The 23,538-nt window shown below is 74.5% G+C and carries 17 protein-coding genes, 1 tRNA gene and 2 pseudogenes; 11 read left to right on the forward strand and 9 right to left on the reverse strand.

The genetic code is table 11. The features are described from left to right. Positions 1-93: 93 nt before the first annotated feature. The 4 genes and pseudogenes from ACIBQ8_RS27235 to ACIBQ8_RS27250 form a co-directional block, all read left to right on the forward strand. Positions 94-408 (forward strand): annotated as a pseudogene (locus ACIBQ8_RS27235) (BTAD domain-containing putative transcriptional regulator); the annotation flags it as partial. Between the two features lie 178 nt (positions 409-586). Continuing rightward, positions 587-1,261 (forward strand): annotated as a pseudogene (locus ACIBQ8_RS27240) (thiamine pyrophosphate-dependent enzyme); the annotation flags it as partial. A 90-nt stretch (positions 1,262-1,351) separates the two neighbouring features. After that, positions 1,352-4,138, forward strand: a complete 2,787-nt coding sequence (locus ACIBQ8_RS27245; RefSeq protein ID WP_397193292.1) for a BTAD domain-containing putative transcriptional regulator — start codon at positions 1,352-1,354, stop codon at positions 4,136-4,138. A gap of 45 nt (positions 4,139-4,183) precedes the next feature. Further along, entirely contained in the window at positions 4,184-5,374 is a 1,191-nt protein-coding gene (locus ACIBQ8_RS27250) for an alpha/beta hydrolase (protein ID WP_397193293.1), read from the forward strand. Between the two features lie 72 nt (positions 5,375-5,446). Here ACIBQ8_RS27250 and ACIBQ8_RS27255 read toward each other — a convergent pair whose 3' ends face one another. After that, on the reverse strand, positions 5,447-6,826 hold the full coding sequence (locus ACIBQ8_RS27255) for an MFS transporter (RefSeq protein WP_397193294.1): 1,380 nt from the start codon (positions 6,824-6,826) through the stop codon (positions 5,447-5,449). Between the two features lie 85 nt (positions 6,827-6,911). On the opposite strand from ACIBQ8_RS27255, the gene ACIBQ8_RS27260 reads away from it, so the two are divergent. From ACIBQ8_RS27260 to ACIBQ8_RS27270, 3 genes are read left to right on the forward strand one after another with little or no spacing between them, the layout of a single operon-like run. Beyond that, entirely contained in the window at positions 6,912-7,892 is a 981-nt protein-coding gene (locus ACIBQ8_RS27260; protein WP_397178673.1) for an Lrp/AsnC family transcriptional regulator, read from the forward strand. A 60-nt stretch (positions 7,893-7,952) separates the two neighbouring features. Then, positions 7,953-8,927 (forward strand): zinc-binding dehydrogenase, encoded by a 975-nt coding sequence (locus ACIBQ8_RS27265; protein WP_397178672.1) that lies wholly within the window; start codon positions 7,953-7,955, stop codon positions 8,925-8,927. 33 nt (positions 8,928-8,960) lie between these two features. After that, entirely contained in the window at positions 8,961-11,192 is a 2,232-nt protein-coding gene (locus ACIBQ8_RS27270) for a polysaccharide lyase 8 family protein (protein ID WP_397193295.1), read from the forward strand. Between the two features lie 4 nt (positions 11,193-11,196). Here ACIBQ8_RS27270 and ACIBQ8_RS27275 read toward each other — a convergent pair whose 3' ends face one another. The 6 genes from ACIBQ8_RS27275 to ACIBQ8_RS27300 form a co-directional block, all read right to left on the reverse strand. Continuing rightward, positions 11,197-13,323: a peptidase domain-containing ABC transporter gene (locus ACIBQ8_RS27275; protein WP_397193296.1), complete on the reverse strand. Its 2,127-nt coding sequence runs from the start codon at positions 13,321-13,323 to the stop codon at positions 11,197-11,199. A gap of 11 nt (positions 13,324-13,334) precedes the next feature. After that, entirely contained in the window at positions 13,335-13,577 is a 243-nt protein-coding gene (locus tag ACIBQ8_RS27280; protein ID WP_397178669.1) for a hypothetical protein, read from the reverse strand. Between the two features lie 143 nt (positions 13,578-13,720). Beyond that, on the reverse strand, positions 13,721-14,407 hold the full coding sequence (locus ACIBQ8_RS27285) for a hypothetical protein (protein ID WP_397193297.1): 687 nt from the start codon (positions 14,405-14,407) through the stop codon (positions 13,721-13,723). 151 nt (positions 14,408-14,558) lie between these two features. After that, a complete protein-coding gene (locus tag ACIBQ8_RS27290) occupies positions 14,559-15,761 on the reverse strand; it encodes a cytochrome P450 (protein ID WP_397193298.1) in 1,203 nt (400 codons plus the stop codon). A gap of 9 nt (positions 15,762-15,770) precedes the next feature. Beyond that, positions 15,771-16,430, reverse strand: coding sequence for a TetR/AcrR family transcriptional regulator (locus ACIBQ8_RS27295; protein ID WP_397193299.1), 660 nt, complete (start codon positions 16,428-16,430; stop codon positions 15,771-15,773). Positions 16,431-16,509: 79 nt separating this feature from the next. Beyond that, entirely contained in the window at positions 16,510-17,388 is an 879-nt protein-coding gene (locus tag ACIBQ8_RS27300; protein WP_397193300.1) for an NAD(P)H-binding protein, read from the reverse strand. Positions 17,389-17,498: 110 nt separating this feature from the next. On the opposite strand from ACIBQ8_RS27300, the gene ACIBQ8_RS27305 reads away from it, so the two are divergent. From ACIBQ8_RS27305 to ACIBQ8_RS27315, 3 genes are all read left to right on the forward strand, one after another. Then, positions 17,499-18,386: a LysR family transcriptional regulator gene (locus tag ACIBQ8_RS27305; RefSeq protein WP_397193301.1), complete on the forward strand. Its 888-nt coding sequence runs from the start codon at positions 17,499-17,501 to the stop codon at positions 18,384-18,386. Positions 18,387-18,563: 177 nt separating this feature from the next. Further along, complete coding sequence (locus ACIBQ8_RS27310; protein WP_397193302.1) at positions 18,564-19,895, forward strand: sensor histidine kinase; 1,332 nt, start codon at positions 18,564-18,566, stop codon at positions 19,893-19,895. After that, positions 19,880-20,533: a LuxR C-terminal-related transcriptional regulator gene (locus ACIBQ8_RS27315; protein ID WP_397178662.1), complete on the forward strand. Its 654-nt coding sequence runs from the start codon at positions 19,880-19,882 to the stop codon at positions 20,531-20,533. The genes ACIBQ8_RS27310 and ACIBQ8_RS27315 overlap by 16 nt, the downstream gene beginning before the upstream one ends. Here the strand turns inward: ACIBQ8_RS27315 and ACIBQ8_RS27320 are convergent. Next, positions 20,530-21,972 carry an MDR family MFS transporter gene (locus tag ACIBQ8_RS27320; RefSeq protein WP_397193303.1) on the reverse strand — a complete coding sequence of 481 codons (1,443 nt, stop codon included), beginning with the start codon at positions 21,970-21,972 and terminating at the stop codon, positions 20,530-20,532. The two genes, ACIBQ8_RS27315 and ACIBQ8_RS27320, sit on opposite strands and share 4 nt — an antisense overlap. 340 nt (positions 21,973-22,312) lie before the next feature. Then, positions 22,313-22,398 (reverse strand) — tRNA-Leu (locus ACIBQ8_RS27325). Positions 22,399-22,718: 320 nt separating this feature from the next. Between ACIBQ8_RS27325 and ACIBQ8_RS27330 the strand changes: the two genes are divergently transcribed. Continuing rightward, on the forward strand, positions 22,719-23,300 hold the full coding sequence (locus tag ACIBQ8_RS27330) for a hypothetical protein (protein ID WP_397178660.1): 582 nt from the start codon (positions 22,719-22,721) through the stop codon (positions 23,298-23,300). Positions 23,301-23,538: the final 238 nt, after the last annotated feature.

Here is a 23,538-nt window from a genome sequence, read left to right on the forward strand (position 1 = left end):
CTGGAGGTCCGCGACGCCGACGGCAACGCGGTCGGTCTCGGCGGCCCCCGTCCGCGGGCCGTGCTGGCCCGGCTGCTGGTCGCGCAGGGAGCCGTGGTCCCCGCCGAGACGCTGATCGACGACCTGTACGGCGACGCCGCCCCGCCCAGCGCCCTGCCCACCCTGCACTCCTACGTCTCCAACCTGCGCCGCGCGATCGAGCCGGACCGCGGGCCGCGCGCCCGCCCCAGGACGCTGATCGCCCGCCCGCCCGGCTACCTGCTGGCCGCCGCCGACGTGGACGCGCTCCGGTTCGCCGAGCTGGTGAAGCGGGCCGAGTTCCGGTCGGCCGAGGAGGCGCTGGCCTGCCTGGAGGAGGCGCTCGGGCTGTGGCGCGGCTCGCCGTACGAGGAGTTCCGGGACGAGCCGTGGGCGATCATCGAGGTGAGCCGCCTGCGCGAGCTGCGCCTGGTCGCGGTCGAGCGGCGGTCGCTGGAGTCGGACATCCTGCGCCAGGCCGGCTCGCTCGCGCCGATGGACGACACCCCGGCGCTGGTGGCCGCGCCACGCCCCCCGGACGTCCCGCACGGGCACGCTGGAGGGCTACCGGCGCACGTACCCGCTGGGCTACGAGACGGTCGAGGGCACACTCGCCCCGCAGTACGTCATGCAGCGGCTGAGCGCCCTGGCCGGGCCGGAGGCCGTCTACACCTCCGGCGTGGGCCAGCACCAGATGTGGGCCGCCCAGTTCATCGCCCACGAGCGGCCGGGCTCGTTCATCAACTCCGGCGGCGCGGGCACGATGGGCTTCGCGATCCCCGCCGCGATGGGGGCCAAGATCGGCTGCCCCGGGCGCACGGTGTGGGCGATCGACGGCGACGGCTGCTTCCAGATGACCAACCAGGAGCTGGCCGTGTGCGCGCTGGAGGGCGTGCCGATCAAGGTGGCCGTGATCAACAACGGCAGCCTCGGCATGGTCCGTCAGTGGCAGACCCTCATGTACGACGGCCGCCACTCCAACACCGACCTGCGCGCCGCCCGCCGCATCCCCGACTTCGTCGCGCTGGCCGAGGCGTACGGCTGCCACGGCCTGCGCTGCGAACGCCCCGAGGAGGTGGACGCGGTCGTCGAGAAGGCCATGGCGATCGACGACCGGCCGGTGGTGGTGGACTTCGTCGTGCACCGGGACGCGATGGTGTGGCCCATGGTGCCCGCCGGCACGAGCAACGACGACATCCGGATCGCCCGGAACCTGGCTCCGAACTGGGGAGATGACGAATAAGTCAAGTCGTAACAAAGCAGCGATCAGTGCTGAACCTCATTTAAGCTTCCTTGACCCGGGGCGGCCCGGGCCGCGGAACCGAGGTGGAAAGTGGCGCTGCGCGTCAAGGTGCTGGGGCCCATCGTGGCCGAGATCGACGGGGTGGAGGTCGCGCTCGGCGGCCCGAGACAGCGCGCAGTGCTGGCCGTGCTGGTCGCGGCGCGCGGGCAGGTGGTCTCTGCCGAACGCGTGCTCGACGCCGCCTGGGACGAGGGCGAGCCCGCCTCGATGCCGACCCTGCACTCCTACATCACCAGGCTGCGCAAGGCCCTCGAACCCGGCCGGACCAGCCGGTCGCCGGGGAACGTGCTGGCCCGCGTCGGCAACGGCTACACGCTGCGCGTCGAGCCCGACGCCGTGGACGCCGAGCGGTTCGCCCGCAAGGTCGCCGAAGGGCAGCTCCTGCTGGAGTCGGGCGACCACGGCTCGGCGCTGGCCGTGCTGAGCGAAGCCGTGGAGCTGTGGGGCGGCCAGCCGTACGGGGAGTTCGCGGGCGCCGCCTTCGCCGTGCCGGAGATCGCGCGGCTCCAAGGGCTGTTCCTGTCGGCGCGGGAGAGCCTGTACGCCGCGCAGCTCGCGCTCGGCCGGCACGCGGCCGTGGTGCCGGAGCTGGAGAAGCTCACCGCCGAGCAGCCCATGAGCGAGCGCGGCTGGGAGCTGCTGGTGCTGGCCCTGTACCGGTCGGGCCGCCAGGGCGACGCGCTGGCCGCGCTGCGCTCAGCCCGCCGCGTGCTGGCCGAGGAGCTGGGCATCGATCCGGGGCCGGGGCTGCGCGAGCTGGAGGCGGCGGTGCTGGCCCAGGACGACGCGCTGCGTCCCGGCGTCGCCGCGCCGCTGCCCGAACGCGGCGGCAACCTGCCCTTCCCCGTGACCGCGCTGGTCGGCCGGGCGGCCGAGGTCGAGCAGGTGGCCGCGCTGCTCGCCGAGCACCGGCTGGTCACCCTCAGCGGGCCGGGCGGCATCGGCAAGACCCGGCTGGCGCTGGAGACCGCGCGGGCCAGGGACGACGCCGACGGGCCGTGGCTGGTCGAGCTGGCCGGGCTGGCCGACCCTTCGCTGGTGGCCGGGGCCATCGCCCAGGTGCTCGGGCTCACCGGGCCGGTCACCGGGCAACGCCTGGCGTACGCGCTGCGCGGCCGGAGCCCGCTGCTGGTGATCGACAACTGCGAGCACCTCGTGGCGGCCGTCCGCGACACGGTGTCGGAGCTGCTGGCCGGGGCGGGCGGCGTACGCGTGCTGGCCACCAGCCGGGAGACGCTGGGCGTGCCGGGCGAGGCCCTGTACGACGTGCCGCCGCTGTCCACGGCGGACGCCCGCGACCTGTTCCTGAGCCGGGCCAGGGCCGCCGCGCCCGGCTGGGAGCCCACGCCCGCGGAGCTGGCCAACGCCGAACGCCTCTGCCTGGGGCTCGACGGGCTGCCCCTGGCGGTCGAGCTGGCCGCCGGGCAGTGCCGCATGTTGTCGGTCGAGCAGATCCTCACCTCGATGGACGACCGGTTCAGCGTGCTCACCGACGGCGCCGGCCCCCGGCGGCACCGCACGCTCGCCCGTACCGTGGAGTGGAGCTACGACCTGCTCGAACCCGCCGAGCGCGAGCTGTTCCACCGGCTCGGCGCGTTCGCCTCCGGCTTCGACCTGGACGCCGCGGCCGCGGTGTGCGGGCGGCCGGTCCTGGGCGGCCTGGGCGCGCTGGTGCGCAAGTCGCTGGTCGCCGTCGAGCCCGGCACCTCCCCGCGCCGCTACCGGCTGCTGGAGACGATCAAGGAGTTCGCCCGCGCCCGGCAGGACCCGGCCGAGCTGGCCGAGGCCCAGGCCGCGCACCGCGCCTGGGTGCTGGCCCGCGCCGAGGCCGCCGACGCCAGGATCCGCGGCGAGGGGGCCGCCGCCGCGATGGAGGTGCTCCTCGCCGACCAGGCCGAGCACCGGGCCGCGTTCACCTCGGCGATGCTGGCCGGCGACGGCGGGTACGCGCTGCGGCTCACCGGCCTGCTGTCGTGGTTCTGGTACCGCAGGGGCCACGTCGCCGAGGGGCTGGCCAGCCTGTCGGCGGCCATGGAGCTCTACCCCGACGCCGAGCCCGGCGTGCGCTCCCAGGCGCTGATCGGCATGGCCGGCCTGCACTACCTGGCCGGCGACTTCGTCGCCGCGAGCCGGCGGGCCAGGGAGGCCGCCGAGATGGCCCGGCTGGCCGACGACCTGGTCGCCGAGGGGCGCGCCCTGACCTACCGCGCGCTGTTCGGCGGCCTGTGCGGGGCGCCGAACGCCCTGGCCGACGCCCGCGCCGCGCTCGACCTGGCCGAGGTGGCCGGCATGGCGTGGCTGCACGCCGAGGCGCTGATGGTGCTCGGCATGCTGCTGGTCTTCGCCCGGGAGACGGGCGAGGCGGCCGGCTGGCTGACCCGGTCGATCGAGGTGGCCACCAGGACCGGACACCGCTTCGTCACCGCCTCCTCGACCTGGCTGCTGATGAAGATCGACCTGCTGGGCGGCCGTACCGACCGGCCGCTGGCGTCCGGGCTGCCGATCCTGCGCATGCTCGACGAGGACAAGGACGTCACGTCCTGGCTGGTCATGGCGCACACGCTGGCCGGGGTGCTCACCGCGGGCGGGCTGCCGCGGGACGGCGCCCGGCTGCTCGGCGCGGTCGAGGCGGTCGGGGCCCGGGTCGGCTTCTCGCCGCCGGAGCTGGACCCGGCCGACGGCGCCGAGCGGGAGCGGCTGATCCGGCACGCGCTGCCCGCCGCCGAGCTGGCCGAGTGCCTGCGCGAGGGCGCCGCCCTGTCACCCGCCCAGGTGCACGCCCTGCTCGACCGGCTGATCCGGAGCCGCGTCCACTGACCTGGGATTCTTGCGCAGGGCCGGCGGGCAGGCTTTGGTACAGGTATGCCCCCAGGTGATCGGCTCGCCGTGCAGACCATCGAGTTCCACGGTGACAAGGTCGCCTTCGGCGAGGCCGGCGTGACGGACGAGGAACGCGCCGCCGCCGGGCGCGAGACGCTCGCCCAGCGCAACCAGGCGCTGCTGCGGGGCAACCGCCGCCGGGCCAGGCGCCGCTACGCCCACGAGCTGCCCGACGGCGTGCACTTCGCCCGCGTGTGGCGGCGGCGCGCCCTGGCCGAGCTGCGGCCCATGCTGACCGGCGGGCCGCTGGCCGTCTGGGGCGAGGACGACGACGCGCTGCACGTGCTCTGGCAGGGGCCCAACGCCCAGCTCGTCGGGGGCGTGCGGTTCCCGATGTGGCCGGTCAAGGGGGCGGCCGACCTGTGGGAGCTGTCCCTGCGCGTACGGCACCTGGACCGGGCCGTGATCGGCGTCACCGCGATCCCTCCCGGCGGCCGGCCGGTGGAGCGGATCTGGCGCGGCTCCCGCGCCGCCCCCGCCCCCGCGACGGCCGCCCGGCTCGCCGGCACGCTCGTCACCCGCGAGATCAGCAGCGTCCACCTGGGCGAGCGCCGCGCGATCACCGTCTACCGGCCGCCCGGCCCGATCCGGCGGATGCCCCTGTGCCTGCTGGCCGACGGGCGGGCCGCCGAGTCGCACGCCCGGGTGCTGGAGCCGGCGATCCTGGCCGGGGCGCTGCCGCCGCTCATCCTGGCCGGTCCGCACGCCGCCGACGCGCCGGGGCCGTACCCGGACGGGCGGGCCAGGGAGTACCTGCCCTACGCCGACCCGCGGCGCTTCGCGGCGCACCTGGCCTTCGTCGTCGGCGAGGTCCTGCCCGGCTTCCCCGAGGCGAGCCACGTCATCAGCGCCGGGTTCTCCGACGGCGCGGCCTTCGCGCTGACCGCCGCCGACTGGTGCCCCGGCAGGATCGCCGCGGCCGTCGCCCTCAGCCCCGACCTGCTGCCGCAGCTCCTCGACACCTCCGTACGGGCGCCGCGCTACCTCGCGGCGGGCACGCTCGAACCGGCCTCGCTCGACTGCGCGCGCTCGCTGGCCGCGCGCCTGGCCGGGGCGGGCGTGGCCCACCGGTGCGCGGCGTGGGTCGGCGGCCACGACGGCTACTGGTGGCGGGTGCACCTGCTGACCGCCCTCACCTGGCTGGCCCGCGAGCCGCCGCCCCGCTCACACTGACCGCGCCGGCCGCCCCGCTCACGCCGGCCGCGCCGGCCGCCCCGCTCACGCTGACCGCGCCGGCCGCCCCGCTCACGCCGGCCGCGCGGGCCGGACGGCGGCCAGCACCAGCAGCCCGGCGAACAGCCCGGTGACCGCGGCGGCCAGGTAGACGGCGTTCAGCGCCGAGGGGAACGCGCCCGGCCCGGTCATGCCGTCCTGGAACAGGATGCCGAACCCGGCGACGCCGAGGGCGTACCCGAGCTGCCTGACGGTGTTGACCGCGCCCGCCGCCATCCCGGCCCGGTGCGGCGGGACGTGCGCCATGGCCGCCGAGCTGAGGGCCGGGATGGCCAGGCCGACGCCGATCCCGGTCACCACCAGGCCCGGCGCGAGCGCCGTCCACGTGGAGTGATCGTCGAGCATGCCCTGCAGGAGCGCGCCCGCGGCGATCAGCAGCAGGCCGCCGCCGAGCGCGGCGCGCGCCGTCAGCCGGGGGAGCAGGCGGGCGGCGGCGACCGAGACGACCAGCGAGGTGCCGGCCATCGGCGTCAGCGCCAGCCCCGCCTGGACCGGCCCGAGCCCCAGCCCGCCGGCCTGCTGCAACCACAGCGAGGTGAAGGCCAGGCAGGCGAACGCGGCCGGCATGAGCAGCCCGGCCCCCGCCATGATCCCGCTGAACGCCCTGTTCGCGAACAGCCGCAGGTCCACCATGGGATGCGCGCTGCGCGACTCCACCAGCACGAACGCGGCGAACGCGACCACCGCCACGGCGAGCGGCGCCAGCGTGCGCGCCGACGTCCAGCCGTTGGGCCCGGCCTCGATCAGCCCGTACGTGAGCGCGCCCGCCGCCAGGGTGAACGTGCCCATCCCGGCCAGGTCCAGCCGGCCGCCGCCCGGCAGGCGGGACTCGCCGACCGTGCGCCAGGTCATCCAGGCGGCGGCCAGGCTGATGGGCAGGTTCACCAGGAAGACGGCCCGCCAGTGCAGGTGCTCGGTGAGCAGCCCGCCGAGCACGGGGGCGAGCGCCGCGGCGGCGCCGTTCACGCCGCCCCACACGCCGAACGCGATGCCGCGCTCCCGGCCGTGGTAGGTGGCGCTGATCAGGGCCAGCGTCGTAGCCATCATGGCGGCGCCGCCCGCCCCCTGGAGCACGCGGGCGGCCAGCAGCAGGCCCCCGGTGGGCGCGAGGCCGCAGGCCAGGGAGGCGAGCGCGAACACGCCGAGTGCGATCAGGTACACCTTGCGCCGCCCGGCGTGGTCGGCCACCGAGCCGGCCGCCAGCAGCAGCGCGGCCAGGGCCAGGGCGTAGCCGTCCAGGAGCCATTGGGCGTCGGTGAAGGACATCCTCAGGTCGGCGGTGATGCCGGGCAGGGCCACCATGACGATGGTCACGTCCACCAGGAGCATGAAGGCGCCCAGGCAGGCGGCGGCCAGCGGCCACCAGCTCGTACGGGTCAATGTCGTGGTCATGGCGGCAAGAATCCGGCCCGGACGGGGGATGACCCCAGCCGCCGAGGCCATTCTGCCGGTTTTCCTCGCTCGATAGCCTGATCTGGTGGAAAACGTCACGCTCGACGAGGTCGACCGCGGGCTGCTGCACGCGTTGCAGGTGGACGGGCGGGCCTCGTTCAGCCGGATCGCCGAGGTGCTGGGGGTGTCCGACCAGCGGGTGGCCCGCCGCTACCGGCGGCTGCGCTCCAGCGGCGCGGTCCGGGTCGTCGGCGTGGTGGACCGGCAGCGGCTCGGCCACCAGTCGTGGGCCATCCGGCTGCGCTGCACGCCCGATGCCGGCGCCTCGATCGCCGAGGCGCTCGGCCGGCGGCCCGACACGTTCTGGGTGCACCTGCTGTCCGGCGGCACCGAGATCTCCTGCGGCGCCATCCAGCGCCTCGACCGGGAACGCGAGCCGCTGCTGCTGACCAAGCTGGCCAGGACCAACCGGGTGCTCGCGGTGTCGGCGCACCGGACCCTGCACATGTTCGTCGGCGGCCGCATCGGCTGGGCCGGGCTCGCCGCGCTCTCCCCCGACCAGGTCGCCCATCTCCGGGCCGGCCGCCCGTACGGTCCCCGCCACACCGGCGAGGACGTGACGCTCGGCCCCGGCGACGACGCGCTGCTGGCCGAGCTGTCCCGCGACGGCCGCACCAGCCACGCCGACCTGGCGGCGGCGACCGGCTGGTCGGAGTCCACGGTCAGGCGGCGGATGGAACAGCTCTGCGCGACCGGCGCCCTGTTCTTCGACATGGACGTGCTGCCCCGGCTCCTCGACTACCGGGTCGAGGCCCAGCTGTGGATGTCGGTGCCGCCCGCCGACCTCGACGCGACCGGCCGGGCGCTGGCCGAGCACCCGGAGATCGCCTTCGCCGGGGCGACCACGGGCCCGACGAACCTGGCGGCCAGCGTGGTGTGCCGCGACGACGCCGCCTTCTACCGCTATCTCACCGACAGCCTGGGCGCGCTGCCCGCCATCCGGCACATCGAGACCGCGCCGATCATCAGGACCATCAAGCGGGCGGGCGCCGGGCTGACGAGTTGACCTCAAGTCGTCTTGAGGTTGCACGCTGGCCGTGGAAGTCGTCCCGGATGAGGAGTGGTCATGAGAGTGGTGCAGGTGACGCGGTTCGGCGGGCCCGAGGTGCTGGAGACGCGGACCGTCCCGGACCCGGTGGCCGGGCCGGGCGAGGTCGTGGTGAAGGTCCGCTTCGCCGAGATCAATTTCATCGAGACGCAGCTCAGGCGGGGGTTCACGCCGGGGCCGCCGCTGCCGGAGCCGCCGTACGTGCCGGGCGGGGGCGTCGGAGGGCTCGTGCTGTCCGTGGGTGATGACGTCGATGCCGGGCTGGTGGGGCGGCGGGTGGTGACCCGTACGCCGGGCTTCGGCGGCGGGAACGCCGAACTGGTCGTGGCCAGGGCCGCCGACCTGATCGAGGTGCCGGACGGGCTCGCGCTGGCCGACGCCACGGCGCTGCTCATCGACGGCAACACGGCCGTGGGCCTGTTCGCGAACGCCGCGATCCGGCCCGGCGAACGGGTGCTCGTCCAGGCCGCCGCCGGCGGGCTCGGCAGCCTGCTCGTGCAGCTCGCGCGCGGGGCCGGTGCGCGGGTGGTCGGGGCGGCGGGCGGCGCGGCCAAGCTGGCGGTGGTCGCCGGGCTCGGCGCGGAGGCCGCCGTCGACTACTCGCGTCCCGGCTGGACCAAGGAGGTCCTCGACGCGACCGGCGGGCATGGCCCCGACGTGGTCTTCGACGGCGTGGGCGGCGAGCTCGGCCGCCAGGCGTTCGAGGTGACCGCGCGCGGCGGGCGGTTCTCCGTGCACGGCGCGTCCAGCGGCGGCGTCACGACCGTCGATCCGGCGGAGGCCGAGCGCCGGGGCGTCACCGTGATCGGCCTGGAGCAACTGGCCGCCCTGGGCCAGGACGGGAACGAGCGGACCGTCCACGCGCTCGCCGAGGCGGCGGCCGGGCGGCTCAGGGCGGTCGTCGGGCGCACCTTCCCGCTGGAGCGGGCGGCCGAGGCGCACGCGGCGATCGAGGCCCGCGCGGTGACCGGCAAGACCCTGCTGGAGGTCTGACCGCCCGCCGGGGCGCCGGGTCATAATCGAGGCGTGCACCGGCCGTCCAGGCGACTCCTCCTCCAGGCGGGCGCGGTCGCCGTGGCCGCCGTGGCGGGGGCGCTGGCCCGGCCCGAGCCCGCCCACACGCCGGACGACTCCTTCGTCAGGCTGCGCCGCCAGTGGCGCGAGGTGACGGCGGGGTCGGGGTTCGACGCGGGCGCGGAGCCGTACCGGACGCGGCTGGCCGAGACGGGGCGGCGGGCGGCCCGGCACCGCGCGGCCATGGCGTTCACGGGCACGTCGCTCTGGGCCGACCAGCCGTTCCCGTCGTTCGCCGCGACGCCGGGACGGCTGCTGGCCATGGCCCGCGCGTACGCGCTGCCGGGGACGGGGCTGACCGGCGACACGACCCTGGCCGCCGCCGTCGCCGCCGGGATCGACCACTACCGCCGCCACGTGTACGCCGCCGGCGCCGACCCGGTGGGCAACTGGTGGCACTGGGAGATCGGCGTGCCGAGGGCGCTGCTCGACGCGGCCGTGCTGGTCGGGCCGCACCTGGGCGAGCGGGTCAGCGCCGCGCTGCGGGACGCGGTCGACCACTTCGTCCCCGAGAGCCGTCTCGGCGACTACAGCGGCACCAGCACCGCCGCCAACCGGGTGGACCTGTGCGTGGTGATGTTGCTGCGTGCCATGCTCAGGGCCGACCCCGGCAAGGCGGCGCTGGCCGTCTCGGCGCTCGCCCCGGTGTTCCGCCTGGTCGCCGAGGGCGACGGTTTCTACCGGGACGGGTCGTTCGTCCAGCACTCGACCGTGCCCTACCAGGGCGCCTACGGAGTGACGCTGCTCACCGGGCTCGCGACCTTGTTCGCGGCGCTGCGCGGCACGCCGTGGGAGATCGTGGACCCGACCGTGTTCGCCATGGTGGAGCGGTCGTTCGCGCCGTTCGTGCACGACGGGTTCTGCATGGACCTGGTGCGCGGCAGGGGGATCGGCAGGAAGCCGTTCGGCGACCACGACAGGGGCCGCGAGCTGGCCGCGGCGATCCTGCTGCTCGGCGAGGTGGCCCCGGCCGCCGACCGGGCCCGCTGGCAGGCAATGGTCAAGGGCTGGGCGGTACGCCAGACGTGCCGGCCCATGCCGGACGAGGCCGACCCCGCCTTCCTCGCCCGCCTGACCGCCGTCCTCGCCGACGACGCCGTGCCGGCCGCGCCGGAGCCCGCCGGCCACCGGCTGTTCCCGATGAGCGCGCGGGCCGTGCACCGAAGGCCGGGCTGGTGCGCCGCGCTCAGCATGGCCTCCGCCACGATCGGCCACTACGAGCACGGCAACGGCGAGAACCTGCGGGGCTGGCACACCGGCTCCGGCATGCTCTACTGGTGGGCCGACGGCCACGCCGACCAGTACTCCGACTCGTTCTGGACGACCGTCGACCCCTACCGGCTGCCCGGCACGACCGTCTCCACCCGGCGGCTGCCCGACGGCGCGGGCCCGGCCTGGGGCGACACCTGCCCGCCCGGCCGCTGGGTCGGCGGCGCCACGGACGGCACGTACGCCGTCGTCGGCCAGCACCTGAACGGTCTCGACAGCACGATGGAGGCGTTCAAGTCGTGGTTCTTCCTCGACGACGCCGTGGTCTGCCTCGGCGCGGGGATCAGCGGCGCGGACGGCGTGCCGGTCGAGACGATCGTGGACAACCGCAGGACCGCCGCCCCCCTGACCGCCGATCTCCGGGCGGGGTGGGCGCACCTCGACGGCCACGGCGGCTACGTGGTGCCGGACGGCCTGCGCACCCTGCGCGAACGGCGCGGCGCCCGCGACTACGTCACGCTCTGGCTCGACCACGGCGTCGACCCGGACCAGGCCGGCTACGTCTACCTGCTCCTGCCGGGCGCGAGCCGCGCGGGCACGGCCGCCAGGGCCGCCGATCCCGGGTGGGCCCGCGTGCTCGCCAACACCGCGCGGCGGCAGGCCGTCCGGGTGGACGCGCTGGGCGTCACCGCGGCCGCCTTCTGGACCGAGGGCGCCGCCGGTCCGCTGGCCGCCTCCGGTCCCTGCGCCGTGCTGGTCAGGGAGCACGCCGCGGGCACGGCCACCGTGACCGTGGCCGACCCCCGGCGCGACCTGGACGGGCTGACCGTGACCTGGGACCGGCCGGTCGCCGGCGTGCTGCGCGGCGACCCACTGCTCGCCGGGGCGGCGACCGGCGACCGGCTGAGGCTCGCCTTCGGGCCGACGGCCGCGCTGGAGGGCGCTTCGGTGACGGTGACCGTCCGGCTGGCGTGACGGGTCAGGACAGCACGGCCTGGGCGGCGACCAGCTCGGCGTACTTGCCGCCCATGGCCGTCAGCTCGTCGTGGGTGCCGCGCTGCACCACCCGGCCCGCGTCGATCACCAGGATCAGGTCGGCGTCCCTGACCGTGCTGAGCCGGTGGGCGATCACGATCCTGGTCTGGACGAGCCGGCTCAGGTTCGCCTCGATGGCCGCCTCCGTGGCGCTGTCGAGGTTGCTGGTGGCCTCGTCCAGCAGCAGCACCTTCGGGCGCGACAGGACGGCGCGGGCCAGGGCGAGCCGCTGCCGCTGCCCGCCCGACAGGCCGCCGCCGTCGGTGAGCATCGTCTCGTACCCCATGGGCATGTCCATGATCTCGTCGTGCAGCGCCGCCAGCCGGGCCGCGGCGACCACCCGCTCCAGCGACGCGCCCGGCTCGTTCAGCGCGATGTTCTCCCTGATCGAGCCGCTGAACAGGGACGGGTCCTGGGTGACCACGCCGAACTGGCGGCGCAGCGTGCGCAGGTTCAGCTCGGCGGCCGGGACGCCGTCGTAACGGATCTCGCCGTGCACCGGCGTGTGCAGCGCCAGCAGCAGCCGGGCCAGCGTGCTCTTGCCCGACCCGGACGCGCCCACCAGGGCGACCTTCTGGCCGGGGCGGATGGAGACGGAGACGTCGCGCACGGTCCAGGGGGCGCGCGGGTCGTGGCGGAAGCTCACCCCGCGCAGCTCGACCGCGCCGCGCAGCCGCAGCACCTCGATGCCGTTGCTCGGCTCCGGCTCCGAGGCCAGGATGTCGGACAGCCGGTCGAAGTGCGCGCCCGCCTGCTGGAGGCTCTGCAGCCCGGTCATCAGCGAGCCGAGCGGGGTCAGCGCGCCGAGCGCGATGGCGTTCAGCGCCACCAGCGCGCCCACCGTGAGCTGCCCGTCGAGCACCCGCCAGGCGCCCAGCCACAGCAGCCCGAGCGGCGCCGTCACCCGGATGGCGGCCAGCGCCGACTCCAGCAGCCCCCTGGTCAGCCCGGCCCGCACGTCCGCGTCGAGCTGCCTGGCGAAGTGGGACGACCACTGGTCCACGGCCCGCTTCTCGGCGCCCGACGCCTTCAGCGTCTCGATGCCGGTGATCGTCTGGATCAGGCTGGTCTGGGACGCCGACAGCGCCGTCAGCTCCTGCCGGGTGAGCGTGGCGATCCGGCTGGTGGTGGCCAGCAGCAGGACCGTCTGCAGCACGGCCAGCCCGGTCAGCGCCAGCCCGAACACCGGGTCCCAGAGGTAGACCAGCACCAGGTAGCCCACGGCCAGCGGGCCGTCCAGCAGCGCCGCCACGACCTGCCCGGTGAGGATGTCGCCGAGCGTCGAGACGCTGCCCGCCCTGGTCACCAGGTCGCCCTTGCCGCGCTGCTGGAAGTACCGGTACGGCAGCGCCACCAGATGGCCGACCAGGCTCTCGGTGAGCTCCTGGTCGGCCCGGGCCCGTACGGCGACCAGCAGGGCCGCCCGCAGGTACCCGATCACCAGCTGGGCCGCCCCCGCGAGCAGCACGCAGACGCCCAGCAGGGGCAGCACGTCCACCGCCCGCCTGGGCACGATGGAGTCCAGGAGGAGCTGGGAGAACATCGGCAGCGCGAGCCCGAGCACCTGCAGCAGCAGCGAGGCCGCGATGAGCTGCGCGAGCAGCCCCCTGCGCCGCCGGAACAGCGTCCGGACGAACTCCCTGCGCCAGGCGCCCGCCGCCGACGTCGTGCCGCGCCGGAACCCCTCGCCCGGCTCGAACACCAGCAGCACGCCGGTGAACCCGGCCCCGAACTCCTCCGGCGTCAGCCTGCGGCGGCCGTGCCCGGGGTCGACGACGTCCACGCGGTCGGGGGACCAGCGCTCGACCACGATGAAGTGGTTGAACTCCCAGTGCGCGACGGCGGGCAGCGGCACGCGGGCCAGGTCCTCGGGGGCCAGGGAGAAGGCGCGGGCCTTCAGGCCGTGGTCGCGGGCGCCGTCCACGACGGCCTTGGCGCTCAGGCCGTCCCTGCCGACCTGGAGGCGCTCGGCGACCTGCTGGAGCGTGGTGCGGTGCCCGTGGTGGCACAGCACCATGGCCAGGCAGGCCGCGCCGCACTCGGTGTCGGTGTTCTGGAGCAGGACGGGCATGCGGCGCAACATCAGGCGACCGCCTCGACCGCGGCCATGGTCAGCAGGAGGCCGGTGGCGAGGAGCGCGGCCACCAGCAGCCACAGCGCGAGGAACGACGGGGTGCTGATCACCGGCGGCATCCGGGTGACCCGCGACATCGCCCGGTGCCGCAGCGCCTCCTCCCGGTAGATGCCCTGCCCTTCCCGCCGGTCCGGCGTCCCGGGCGCCGCGTGGCGCGGGGCCGGGCGCGGCGTGCCGTACGGATCCTTCACGGCCGGCGCCCCCCGCCTGGAACCGTCACCCGCCACCCCCATGGCTCACCCGCCTCTCAGCTCAAGTGCGGCCAGCCTAGGAACGCCTACTTGGAGGCCACTTGGGATCCACTGCTCGACGCAGGGCCCTCACGGCAGTCGGGTCAGCGGAAGAGGAGGTCGCCGAAGTTGGGGTCGGCCGGCTCGCCCGGGTCCCTCTCGGTCGGCGAGGGCAGGGCGGTGGGGACGGGGTCCGAGGGGGTGGCGTCCGGCGTGGCCGTGGGGGACGGCCCGGCCGAGCCCGTCCCGCCCGGCGTGGGCGTCGGCGTGACCGTGACCGGCACGGACGGCGTCGGCGTCGCGGACGAGCCGGCGGACGGCCCGGGTGACGGCGTCGGGCTCGGCGGCCGGGTCGCGGGACGTTCGTGCCGCGGCTCCCCGGCGGCCCGCCCGTCCCGGCGGTCCTTGCGGCCGGGGGCTCTGCCGGCCTCGCCCGGGGCCCGTCCGGCGACCTGGTCGGCCACCGTGCGGTCGGCGATGACCTCGTAGATCACGATGCTGCCCATGCTGACGGTGAACACCAGGGCCGCGGCCCCGCCCACCCTGGCCCACCGCGGCCTCCGCCCGCGCAGGGCGACGGCCGTGCGCCGCTTCACCCTGTCGCCGGTGCGCTTGAGGTAATGCGTGTAGACGTCGGCGATGACGGTGCTGGCCACGCTCATCATCGCGGCGCCGATCACCGTCCCCGCCGTCCCGAGGTAGGAGGCCGCGACCGCGGCGGTGACCGCGGCCAGGGCGCTTCCCACGATCTGCGGCACGCTCAGCTCCAGTCTCCGCTGCTTGCCGCTCATAGCCAGGATCGTCCCCTCTTGTGGTGCGACGAAGGTGAACAAGCCACCTTGGCCCCCACAGGACGGGCCGCCCACGGCGACGCGCGGCACTTTGCCGCGTCCTGGACCCGCGCTTGACGAGGGCGGGAACCGGCCCCCGCGCAGCGGCGGCTCACCGCACGAGCGGCAGCCGGTTCACCCCCGTCATGGTCGGCGTGGGCATGAAGACGACCGGGTCACCGGGATCGGTGCGCAGGACGCCGACCCGGTCGAGCAGGATGTTCAGCGCCACCCGCCCCTCCAGCCGGGCCAGCGGGGCGCCCAGGCAGAAGTGGATGCCCCGGCCGAAGGCGAGATGCGGGTTGGGGTCGCGGCCGGCGTCGAAGACGTCGGGGTGGGGGAACTGCGCCGGGTCCCGGTTGGCCGAGCCGAGCCAGAGCATGACCACCTTGTCGGCCGGGATCGTCACCCCGCCCAGCTCGACCTCGCGGGTGGTCGACCGGCCCAGCGCGGCGAACGGGGTGAACAGCCGCAACGACTCCTCGATCACGGCCGGGACGGTGGAGCGGTCGGCCCGTACCTTGTCCTGCTCGCCGGGGAAGGCGTCCAGGCACACCACCGTGTTGCCGAGCAGCATCGTCGTGGTGATGTGCCCGGCCAGCAGCAGCAGGATCGCGAAGTTGACGACCTGGTCGTCGGGCAGGCGCTCGCCGTCCACCTCGGCCTCGACCAGCTTGGTGAGCAGGTCGGCGCGGGGCCGCGCGCGGCGCTCGGCGGCGTGCCCGGCGAGGTACCGCGTCATCTCCCGCCATGGTTTGAGGGTGTTCGCCACGCTCGCGCTCTGGTCCTCCGCCGGCTCGGCGAGCGAGACCTTGGCGTCGCGCTGGAACAGCCCGTCGGCCCACTGCCTGAACAGGGCCCGGTCGCTGCTCGGCACGCCCAGCAGCTCGGCGATGACGATGACGGGGAGCGGGTAGGCCAGGTCGGACACCAGCTCCAGGCGGTCGCGGCCGTCGGCCGCGTCGAGCAGCTCGTGGGTGAGCTCGGCGATCCGCGGTTCGAGGTCCGCGACGACCTTGCGGGTGAACGCGCTGCTGACCAGCTTGCGCAGCTTGCCGTGGTCCGGCGGGTCGATCTGGGTGATGAACCCCTTCATCGAGAAGTCCTCGCCCTCCGGCAGCAGCCCCTTGGGGACCAGCCGCATGGTGTCGGAGGAGAACGTGCCGGGGTCGGCGAGCACGTCGTGCACTTCCTGGTAGCCGTGAACGTTGTACATCCCGGCGGCGGCGTCGTACTCGACGGACGGGCCCGATCGCGGCCCGTGCAGCCAGAAGTGCTGTTTGGAGATGTTGTACCGTTCGACGATGTCGGACATCGCCTCTCCTTAGTCGTAGATCCACTTTCGGTAGGGCGGGATCAGTTCCTCGAGAATTGCGACGTACTCCGCCGCGGCCGCCGCCAGCACCTCGGCGGACGGCTCCACGGCAGGCTCGAAGGCGTGACGCACGGTGAAGGCGAGCGCGTCCGCCTGCTCCTCGACGCTCAGCTCCGTCCCGACGGTGTCGATGCCGCCGAGCAGGTAGAAACCCGTGGACGCGGCGCTCAGCGTGTACCGGGGGTGTGGCATGTCGGGCCTGAGCAGGCCGTACCGGTCGGCCACCCGCTGGAACCGCTCGGCCGCGAGCAGGTCGTGGCTGCGCAGTGGGTGTTTGGCCAGTTTGCCCAGCAGCTCGATGTCGGTGGTGAACAGCGCCCGCAGCAGCGGCCTGCGGCTCATGGAGACGAAGGCCGCCCGCGAGAACCGATGCGGCAGCACCTGGGCGGGGTCGTGCCGCAACAGCGCCGCGAACTCCTCCACGACCTCGATGGACTCCCGCAGCAGCAGCGCCTCGAACAGCTCGTTCTTGGTCCGCCAGTGCAGGTAGACGGTGCCCTTGCCGACCCCGGCGCGGCCCGCGATGTCGTCGACGGTGACCCTGCGGTAGCCGTGACGCAGGAGCAGCTCGCCCGCGGCGTCGAGGATCCGGTCCGCCCTCTCCGCCATGGGCCACCCCTCGTGACTAGATATGAAATCTGGTCATCAGTCACGCTACGCCGCGCCGGAGCCCCGCACAAGGGACCGCTCAGCCCAGGACGGCCGGCCGCAGTTCCTCCTCGCACCACTGGCGGAAGCCGGTGGGCGTGGTGGCCTGCGGGGTGCGCGGCTCGGCGTTGTCCAGCCCCTGGTTCTTGGCCTCCATCATGTCGGCCATCCCCTGGGCCATCGCCTCCGACCAGCCCTGCTCGGCCAGCCTGGCCCGGAACGCCGCCATCGGCACGTGCCGCAGGCCGACCGGCCGTCCCAGCACCTCGGCCATGATCCGGGCCATGTCCTCGCCCGACAGGTCCTCCGGGCCGAGCACCGGGACGTCGGCCCGCCCGGTCCAGCCGCGGTCGAGCAGCAGCCCGGCGGCCGCCGCCGCGATGTCGCGGGTGGCGCAGGCGGGGGCCTTCAGGTCGCCGTGGATCGGCGAGAAGAACACGCCCTGGTCCCTGATCACCGCCGCCTGGTCGAGCAGATTGTCCATGAACGAGGGCAGCGTCAGGGCCCGGTAGTGCACGCCCGTGGCGGCGATCAGGTCATCCATGGCCAGCGAGGCCGTCACGAGACCGGCGTTCAGCGGCAGGCCGCGGCCCAGGGCCGAGACCCCGACCACCCGGCCCACCCAGCTCCGCACGAACGCCTCGCAGGCCGGGCGGCTGAAGTCCAGGTAGGCGGCGTCGAGGCCGGCGGCCCGCGGATTCGGCGGCACGACCCAGAACACGGCGTCGGCGCCCGCGAACGCCTCCTCGACGACGCGGGCGTCGCCGTGCGAACCCGGCACGACCTCCACCCGCTCCCGCACGGACGCAGGCAGGCGGTCCGGCTCCCGGACGACGACGCGGACCGGCTCGCCCGCGGCCAGGACGAGGTCGAGAACCCGCCGGCCGATCCGGCCGGTGGGCGTGGTGATGACGATCAAGGAGAACTCCAAGGGGAATCGGGAATGTCGATCTGGGGGGCACGGCCAGTCAACCGAGCGCGGCGGCGAACCTGAAGGACCGATCCGATCACCATTGATACCCTGCGGATATGAATGACCTGGAGGTGCGCGAGCTCCGCTACTTCGTGGCCGTGGCCGAGGAACTGCACTTCGGGCGGGCCGCCGAGCGGCTGGGCATGGCGCAGCCCCCGCTGTCCCGGGCGATCCGCGAGCTGGAACGCCGGCTGGGCGTGCGCCTGCTGGAGCGCACCACGCGGCAGGTCACGCTCACCCCGCCGGGCGAGGTCTTCCTGCGCGACGCCAGGGCCGCCCTCGACGCGGTCGCCGCGGCGGCCCGCCGGGTCCGGCACGCGGCCCGTCCCGAGCCGGAGCTCCGGGTGGCGCTCAAGGCCGACTACGACGCCGGGCTGCTGCCGCGGATCCTCGCCGCCTACCGCGACGAGGCGGGCGCGCTCCCGGTCGAGCTGCTGCTGGGCGGGCGCAACGAGCAGGCCCCCGCCCTGCGCGACGGCCGGGCCGACGTCGCGCTGCTGGCCACCCCCTTCGACCACCGCAACCTCGACACCGAGCCGCTGCTGAGCGAGCCCCGCCTGGTCGCGCTGTCGGCCGCCGACCCGCTGGCCGCCCGGCCCGTCCTGACCATGGCCGACCTGGCCGGCCGGCCGCTGCCCGACGGCACCCCCGCCGAGCGGGACGGCGCCGAACCCCTTCCCGGGCACCGGCCGCGCCGCACCGGCCTGGACCTGGCCCAGGTCTGCAACCTGGTGGAACTGGGCAGCGCCGTCTGGTTCGTCCCCGTCTCGGTGGCGCGGCGGCACCCCCGGCCGGGCATCGCCTACCGGGAGGTCGCCGACCTGACGCCGTCCGAGCTGGCCGTGGGGTGGCCGCAGGGGTCGCGCTCGCCGGCCGTGGCCGCGTTCGTCCGCGCCGCCGTCGCCGTCGCGGTGGGTCTGGGCCCACTTCGTACGGGGGCGTAGCGGGATACCGGGGGAGGGGGCTTCGGCCGTATGTTCTCCCAGGTCGGGCGGGAGCGCCCGGGAACCGGAGACGACAGACGTGACAGCCCGCCCACTCGGGACGATCAGAGGGGTGCCCGGACATCGCCGAAAAGGGCAGCCTGGCACAATTGGCGCCGTGCCGAAGGACGCTGGCAGGTGAGACCGCCCGCGAGGGGCGGGCCCCTGCGCTGGGGCGCCGAGATCGTGCTCGGACTCTGCCGCTCGGCCGTCCTGGTCCTGCTGACCTGCCTGATGCCGATCGTCGGCGTCGTCGTCGGCCATTTCGGCGCCGAGCTGGCCTACTCCTGGTCGGCGAACCTGACCGCGCCCCCGTTCGTCGTGGCCCTGGCGCTGCTGGGTGAGACGCTGGTGGTGATCGTGTGGATCGCCGTGGCCCTGTGGGTCGTGCACCCGCTGACCAGCCGCACCTTCAGCCAGGTCGCCCGCCGGCTCGCCGCGCGCTGGCTCGGCCTGCGCATCGAGGTCGCCTACCGCACCCCCTCCCCGGTCACCCGCATGGCCACCGGCCACTGGTGGGACGGCGAGGAGTACCACAAGTCCGAACGGGAGGCCCGCCGCCGCGCCCGGATGAACGCCCGCTTCCACGACCCCCAACTGCACTGGGACGGGCTGTGGTGCCTGCTCGCCGGGCTGACCGTGCTGCCGGTCGCGGCCCTGCCGCTGGTCGGCCTGGCCGGCGGCGGCTACCTGACGCTCGTCCCGGGCTTCCGCGGCCTCGGACTCGCCCTGATCGTCGCCGGGCTGGCCGCCGCGCCGTTCGCCTGGCGCGTCCTCGGCCCCCTGGCCCGCCGCTTCCTCGGCCCGATCCCGGACTCGCGGCTCGGCCGGCGGGTGGCGGAGCTGGAGGCCGTGCGCGCCGACCTCACCCAGACCCAGGCCGCCGAGCTCGAACGCATCGAGCGCGGCCTGCACGACGGGGCCCAGGCGCGGCTGGTCGGCATGGGCATGTCGATGCAGGCCGCCGAACACCTCCTGGAGACCGACCCCGCCGCCGCCCGCGCCATCCTGGCCGACGCCCGCGCCTCGTCGATCGCGGCGCTGGCCGAGCTGCGCTCGCTGGTCCGCGGCATCAACCCGCCGGTGCTCACCGAGCGCGGCCTGGTCGACGCCGTCCGGGCCCTGGCGCTCGACGCGCCCGTCGAGGTCGCCGTACGCAGTTCCGTGCCCGCGCGGCCCGAGCGCCCGGTCGAGTCCGCGGTCTACTTCGCCGTCGCCGAACTGCTGGCGAACGTGGCCAAACACGCCCGCGCCACCCGGGCGACCGTCGAGCTCGACTACGAGCCGCAGGCGCGGACCCTCACCGCGACCGTCGCCGACGACGGCGCCGGCGGGGCGAGCGCGTCCGCCGGCTCCGGGCTCGACGGCGTCAGACGCCGGATGGCCGCCTTCGGCGGACGTCTGGACATCGACAGCCCCCTCGGGGGTCCCACCCGCGTCTCAGTGGCGGTGCCGTGCGAATTGTCATAGCCGAGGATCTCTTCCTGCTCCGCGACGGGCTCGTCCGGCTCGTCCAGGCGTACGGGCACACCGTCGTCGCGGCCGTCGACTCCGGGCCCGCGGCGCTCGAAGCGCTGGTCGGCCACCGTCCCGACGTGGCCATCGTGGACGTGCGGCTGCCGCCGACCTTCTCCGACGAGGGGCTCCAGGCCGCGCTCGCCGCCCGCCGCGAGGTGCCGGGCCTGCCGGTGCTGATCCTCTCCCAGCACGTGGAGCAGCTCTACGCCCGCGAACTGCTGGCCGACGGCCAGGGCGGCGTCGGCTACCAGCTCAAGGACCGCGTGCTCGACGCCGGCCAGTTCATGGACGCCCTCGCCCGCGTCGCCGACGGCGGCACGGCCCTCGACCCGACGGTGGTCGCCAAGCTGCTCGGCCGCCCCGCCCACGCCGACCCCCTCGCCACCCTCACCGAACGCGAACGCTCGGTGCTCGAACTCATGGCCGAGGGCCTGTCGAACGCGGCGATCGCGGCCCGGCTGTTCCTCAGCGAGGGCGCCATCAGCAAGTACACGACCACGATCTTCGCCAAGCTCGGCCTCGCCGCCGACGACGACACCAACCGCCGGGTGCGCGCCGTCCTCACCTACCTGGGCGCCACCGCCCCCTAGTGCTCGACGGCGCGCTCCGCCCTGGCCGGCAGCAGCAGCGCGGTCACCACCACCGCCACCGACAGGACCGCGCCCACCACGAACGCCAGCCGCATGCCGCCGAGGGTCGCCAGGGCCTGCGTGAGGCCCTCGGCCCGCAGGGTGTCGGCCCGCGCGCTCATCACGGTGACCACCAGCGCGGTGCCGATCGCCGCCGCGACCTGCTGGAGCGTGCTCAGGATCGAGCTGCCGTGCGGGTACAGGTGCGGCGGGACCGCACCGAGGCCGAGCGTGAAGACCGGGGTGAAGGTCGCGGCCAGGCTCACCATGAGCAGCGCGTGCAGGCCGAGCAGCTGCCAGTACGGCATCGTCATCGTGACCTGGGTGAACCCGGCCAGCGCGAGCATGATCCCGATCGCGCCGGGGATGACCAGCACCCGGCCGCCGTGGTTGTCGAACACGCGCCCGACGGCCGGGCCGAGCAGCCCCATCGCCAGCCCGCCCGGCATCACCAGCAGCCCCGTCTCCAGCGGGCTGAGCGCCCGGACGTTCTGCAGGTAGAGAGGCAGCAGGATCATCGACCCGAGCATCGCCATGAAGGCCACCGACATCAGCACCAGCGCCACCGTGTACGTGCGGTGGCGCAACGTGCGCAGGTCCATCAGCGGCGCGCCGCGCCTCTGCAGCACGAGCTGGCGCACCACGAAGACGGCGATGGTGACCAGCCCGGCCGCCGTGATCGCGGCGGCGACGCGCACGTCGCCGCCCTCGAACCGGCTCAGCCCGTAGACCAGCCCGCCGAACCCGGCCGCCGCCGTCACCACGCTGAACCAGTCGATGGTGCTGACCTCGGGCTCGCCGGTGTTCCTGAGCTGCCGCAGGCCGCTCCACGTGATCAGCCCGGCGATCGGCAGCACCACCGCGAACAGCAGCCGCCACGACCCGAAGTGCAGGATCACCCCGGAGATCGCCGGACCCATGGCCGGGGCGACGGAGATCGCCAGCGTCACGTTGCCCATCACCCGCCCCCGGTCCCTCTCCGGCACGACCTGCATGAGCGTGGTCATCAGCAGCGGCATCATCACGGCCGTGCCCGACGCCTGGACGATCCGGGCCCCCAGCAGCACCCCGAACACCGGCGCGACCGCGGCCAGCGCCGTGCCCAGCAGGAACAGCCCCATGGCGGTGGTGTACGCCGTGCGGGTGGTGACCCGCTGCAGGAACCAGCCGGTGATCGGGATGACCCCGGCCATGGTCAGCATGAACGCCGTGGAGAGCCACTGGGCGGTCTGCTCGGTGATGTGCATGGCGTCCATCAGCCGGGGGATCGCGTTGATCATGATCGTCTCGTTGAGCACGACCACGAACGTCGCCAGCACCAGCAACCGGATCACGGCGGGCGTACGGCCCGCACCGGCGGACACGCCCTTGGCGGATGATTCGAGCTGTGGGCTGGACACGGTACCTCTATCGGTCTCGGGCCTGACCTCGTCACGGCCGGCCTTGCGGTTGTGGGTCTCGTCAGCAGTCCTCGTCACCCCCATACTGACCACCCCCACCGACGAAACTCATCGCCGTACCCCCGAAGACCGCACCCTCCTTCGCGTCGCCGCCGAGCCCGCGCGCGCGGCCCATCCCTGGCGGAAGCTGAACGCGCTCACGACGGCGCAGCGCATCACCGTCATGGAGAGGGGAGTCTGCGGGCTTGGAGTCCCCGCAACCTGGGCTGGGTTACGTACTGCCCCCAGAAAGCAGAATGTGGAGGCCCGGTTGAACCGGTGCCTCCACATGTGTGCGGTGTGTCCGAGGGGGGACTTGAACCCCCATGCCCATCACTGGGCACTAGCACCTCAAGCTAGCGCGTCTGCCTATTCCGCCACCCGGACTTGGTGCCTGCACGCGGGACCGTCATCTCGCGTCGGCTCCGTAAGGTTAGCAAACTCTGGGGGGTGAGTCATACCAAGTATCGGCACAGGGGAGAGGCGCCGCCTCCAGGACGGCCCCCCGGCGGTCCCGCCGGACCGTCCCGATGACCCTCCCAGGTGTCTTACGTGAAGCGGACCAGCGTGTCCTTGGCCTTTTTCGGGGTCTCTGCTGAAAAGCCCTTGCGGCAACTTTGGGTGCTGCTACGGTTACGGATCGTTGAGGGGTGAGTCCACGGGCCGGTCTCACGACGTGAGGCCGGTTCCGGAAGCTGGGAGGTCACGTGGCACGCACGAAGGTCGGGCAGTCGAGGGCGTCGTCCCTCGCTGCGCGCCGCGTGCCCACGACGCTCCCGGAGCAGGACACGACCGCCGAGCGGGCCGACCGGATGGCGCGGTTCGCGGCCGGTGCCCGCAGGGTTGTCGTGCGGGCAGTCACGATGGGCGCCCTCGTGGCGGCCGGATGGCTGCTCGCCGTCGTGTTCGGAGCCATGTCCGCCGCTCCGGCGGCCGCGGATGCCACCGCGGCCACCACAGGAGCCGCCGACGCGGCCCCCGCTCCCCTTTCGGCCCCCGGCTACCTCTCGGCGTCGGACAACGCCGAGGCGATGGCGGGCCGCACCGTGGACGGTCTCAACAGCCAGCAGGATCCTGGTCTGCCACCACCATCCTCCGCCGGAAAGATCTTGGACACCGATGGACTGGTGCCCAACGGTGGTGGCAGCGGCCCGTTCGGGCCCGGTATGGGGGATGTCGCGAGGTCCGGTGTCGACCCGCGGCTGCAGTACCAGTCCGCCGTCATGGCGCGTGTGCTGCCCCCCGTCGTCCGCACAGCGGCGGACGACCCTTCCTTCTCACCTGACTGATCCCGCCATTCGACACGCCCCGGACGTCCCGTCCGGAGAGCGACGGCGGAGCGTGGTCTGATCCCCTCCGCCGGCGGGTGAGACGTCAGTCAACCTGTTCGCGAATCCGAGGCCACCGTTGTGTGCGACCTCGCACGGCCTCGGCTGCCCGCGAACCGTTTCAGGTATCCCCCCAAGAACCACTAGGAGCATTCACCATGCGTACGTGGGCTAGAGCATCTACTCCTGCGGCCCTTCT

This window comes from Nonomuraea sp. NPDC049646, assembly GCF_044465525.1.
Taxonomy (GTDB): domain Bacteria; phylum Actinomycetota; class Actinomycetes; order Streptosporangiales; family Streptosporangiaceae; genus Nonomuraea.

Excerpts from the sequence above, each read along its gene's own strand:
- ACIBQ8_RS27275 (WP_397193296.1), bottom strand. The coding sequence starts at position 13,323 with ATGCCCGTCCTGCTCCAGAACACCGACACCGAGTGCGGCGCGGCCTGC.
- ACIBQ8_RS27255 (WP_397193294.1), bottom strand. The coding sequence starts at position 6,826 with ATGACCACGACATTGACCCGTACGAGCTGGTGGCCGCTGGCCGCCGCC.
- ACIBQ8_RS27295 (WP_397193299.1), bottom strand. The coding sequence starts at position 16,430 with ATGGCGGAGAGGGCGGACCGGATCCTCGACGCCGCGGGCGAGCTGCTC.
- ACIBQ8_RS27290 (WP_397193298.1), bottom strand. The coding sequence starts at position 15,761 with ATGTCCGACATCGTCGAACGGTACAACATCTCCAAACAGCACTTCTGG.
- ACIBQ8_RS27250 (WP_397193293.1), top strand. The coding sequence starts at position 4,184 with ATGCCCCCAGGTGATCGGCTCGCCGTGCAGACCATCGAGTTCCACGGT.
- ACIBQ8_RS27305 (WP_397193301.1), top strand. The coding sequence starts at position 17,499 with ATGAATGACCTGGAGGTGCGCGAGCTCCGCTACTTCGTGGCCGTGGCC.
- ACIBQ8_RS27265 (WP_397178672.1), top strand. The coding sequence starts at position 7,953 with ATGAGAGTGGTGCAGGTGACGCGGTTCGGCGGGCCCGAGGTGCTGGAG.
- ACIBQ8_RS27285 (WP_397193297.1), bottom strand. The coding sequence starts at position 14,407 with ATGAGCGGCAAGCAGCGGAGACTGGAGCTGAGCGTGCCGCAGATCGTG.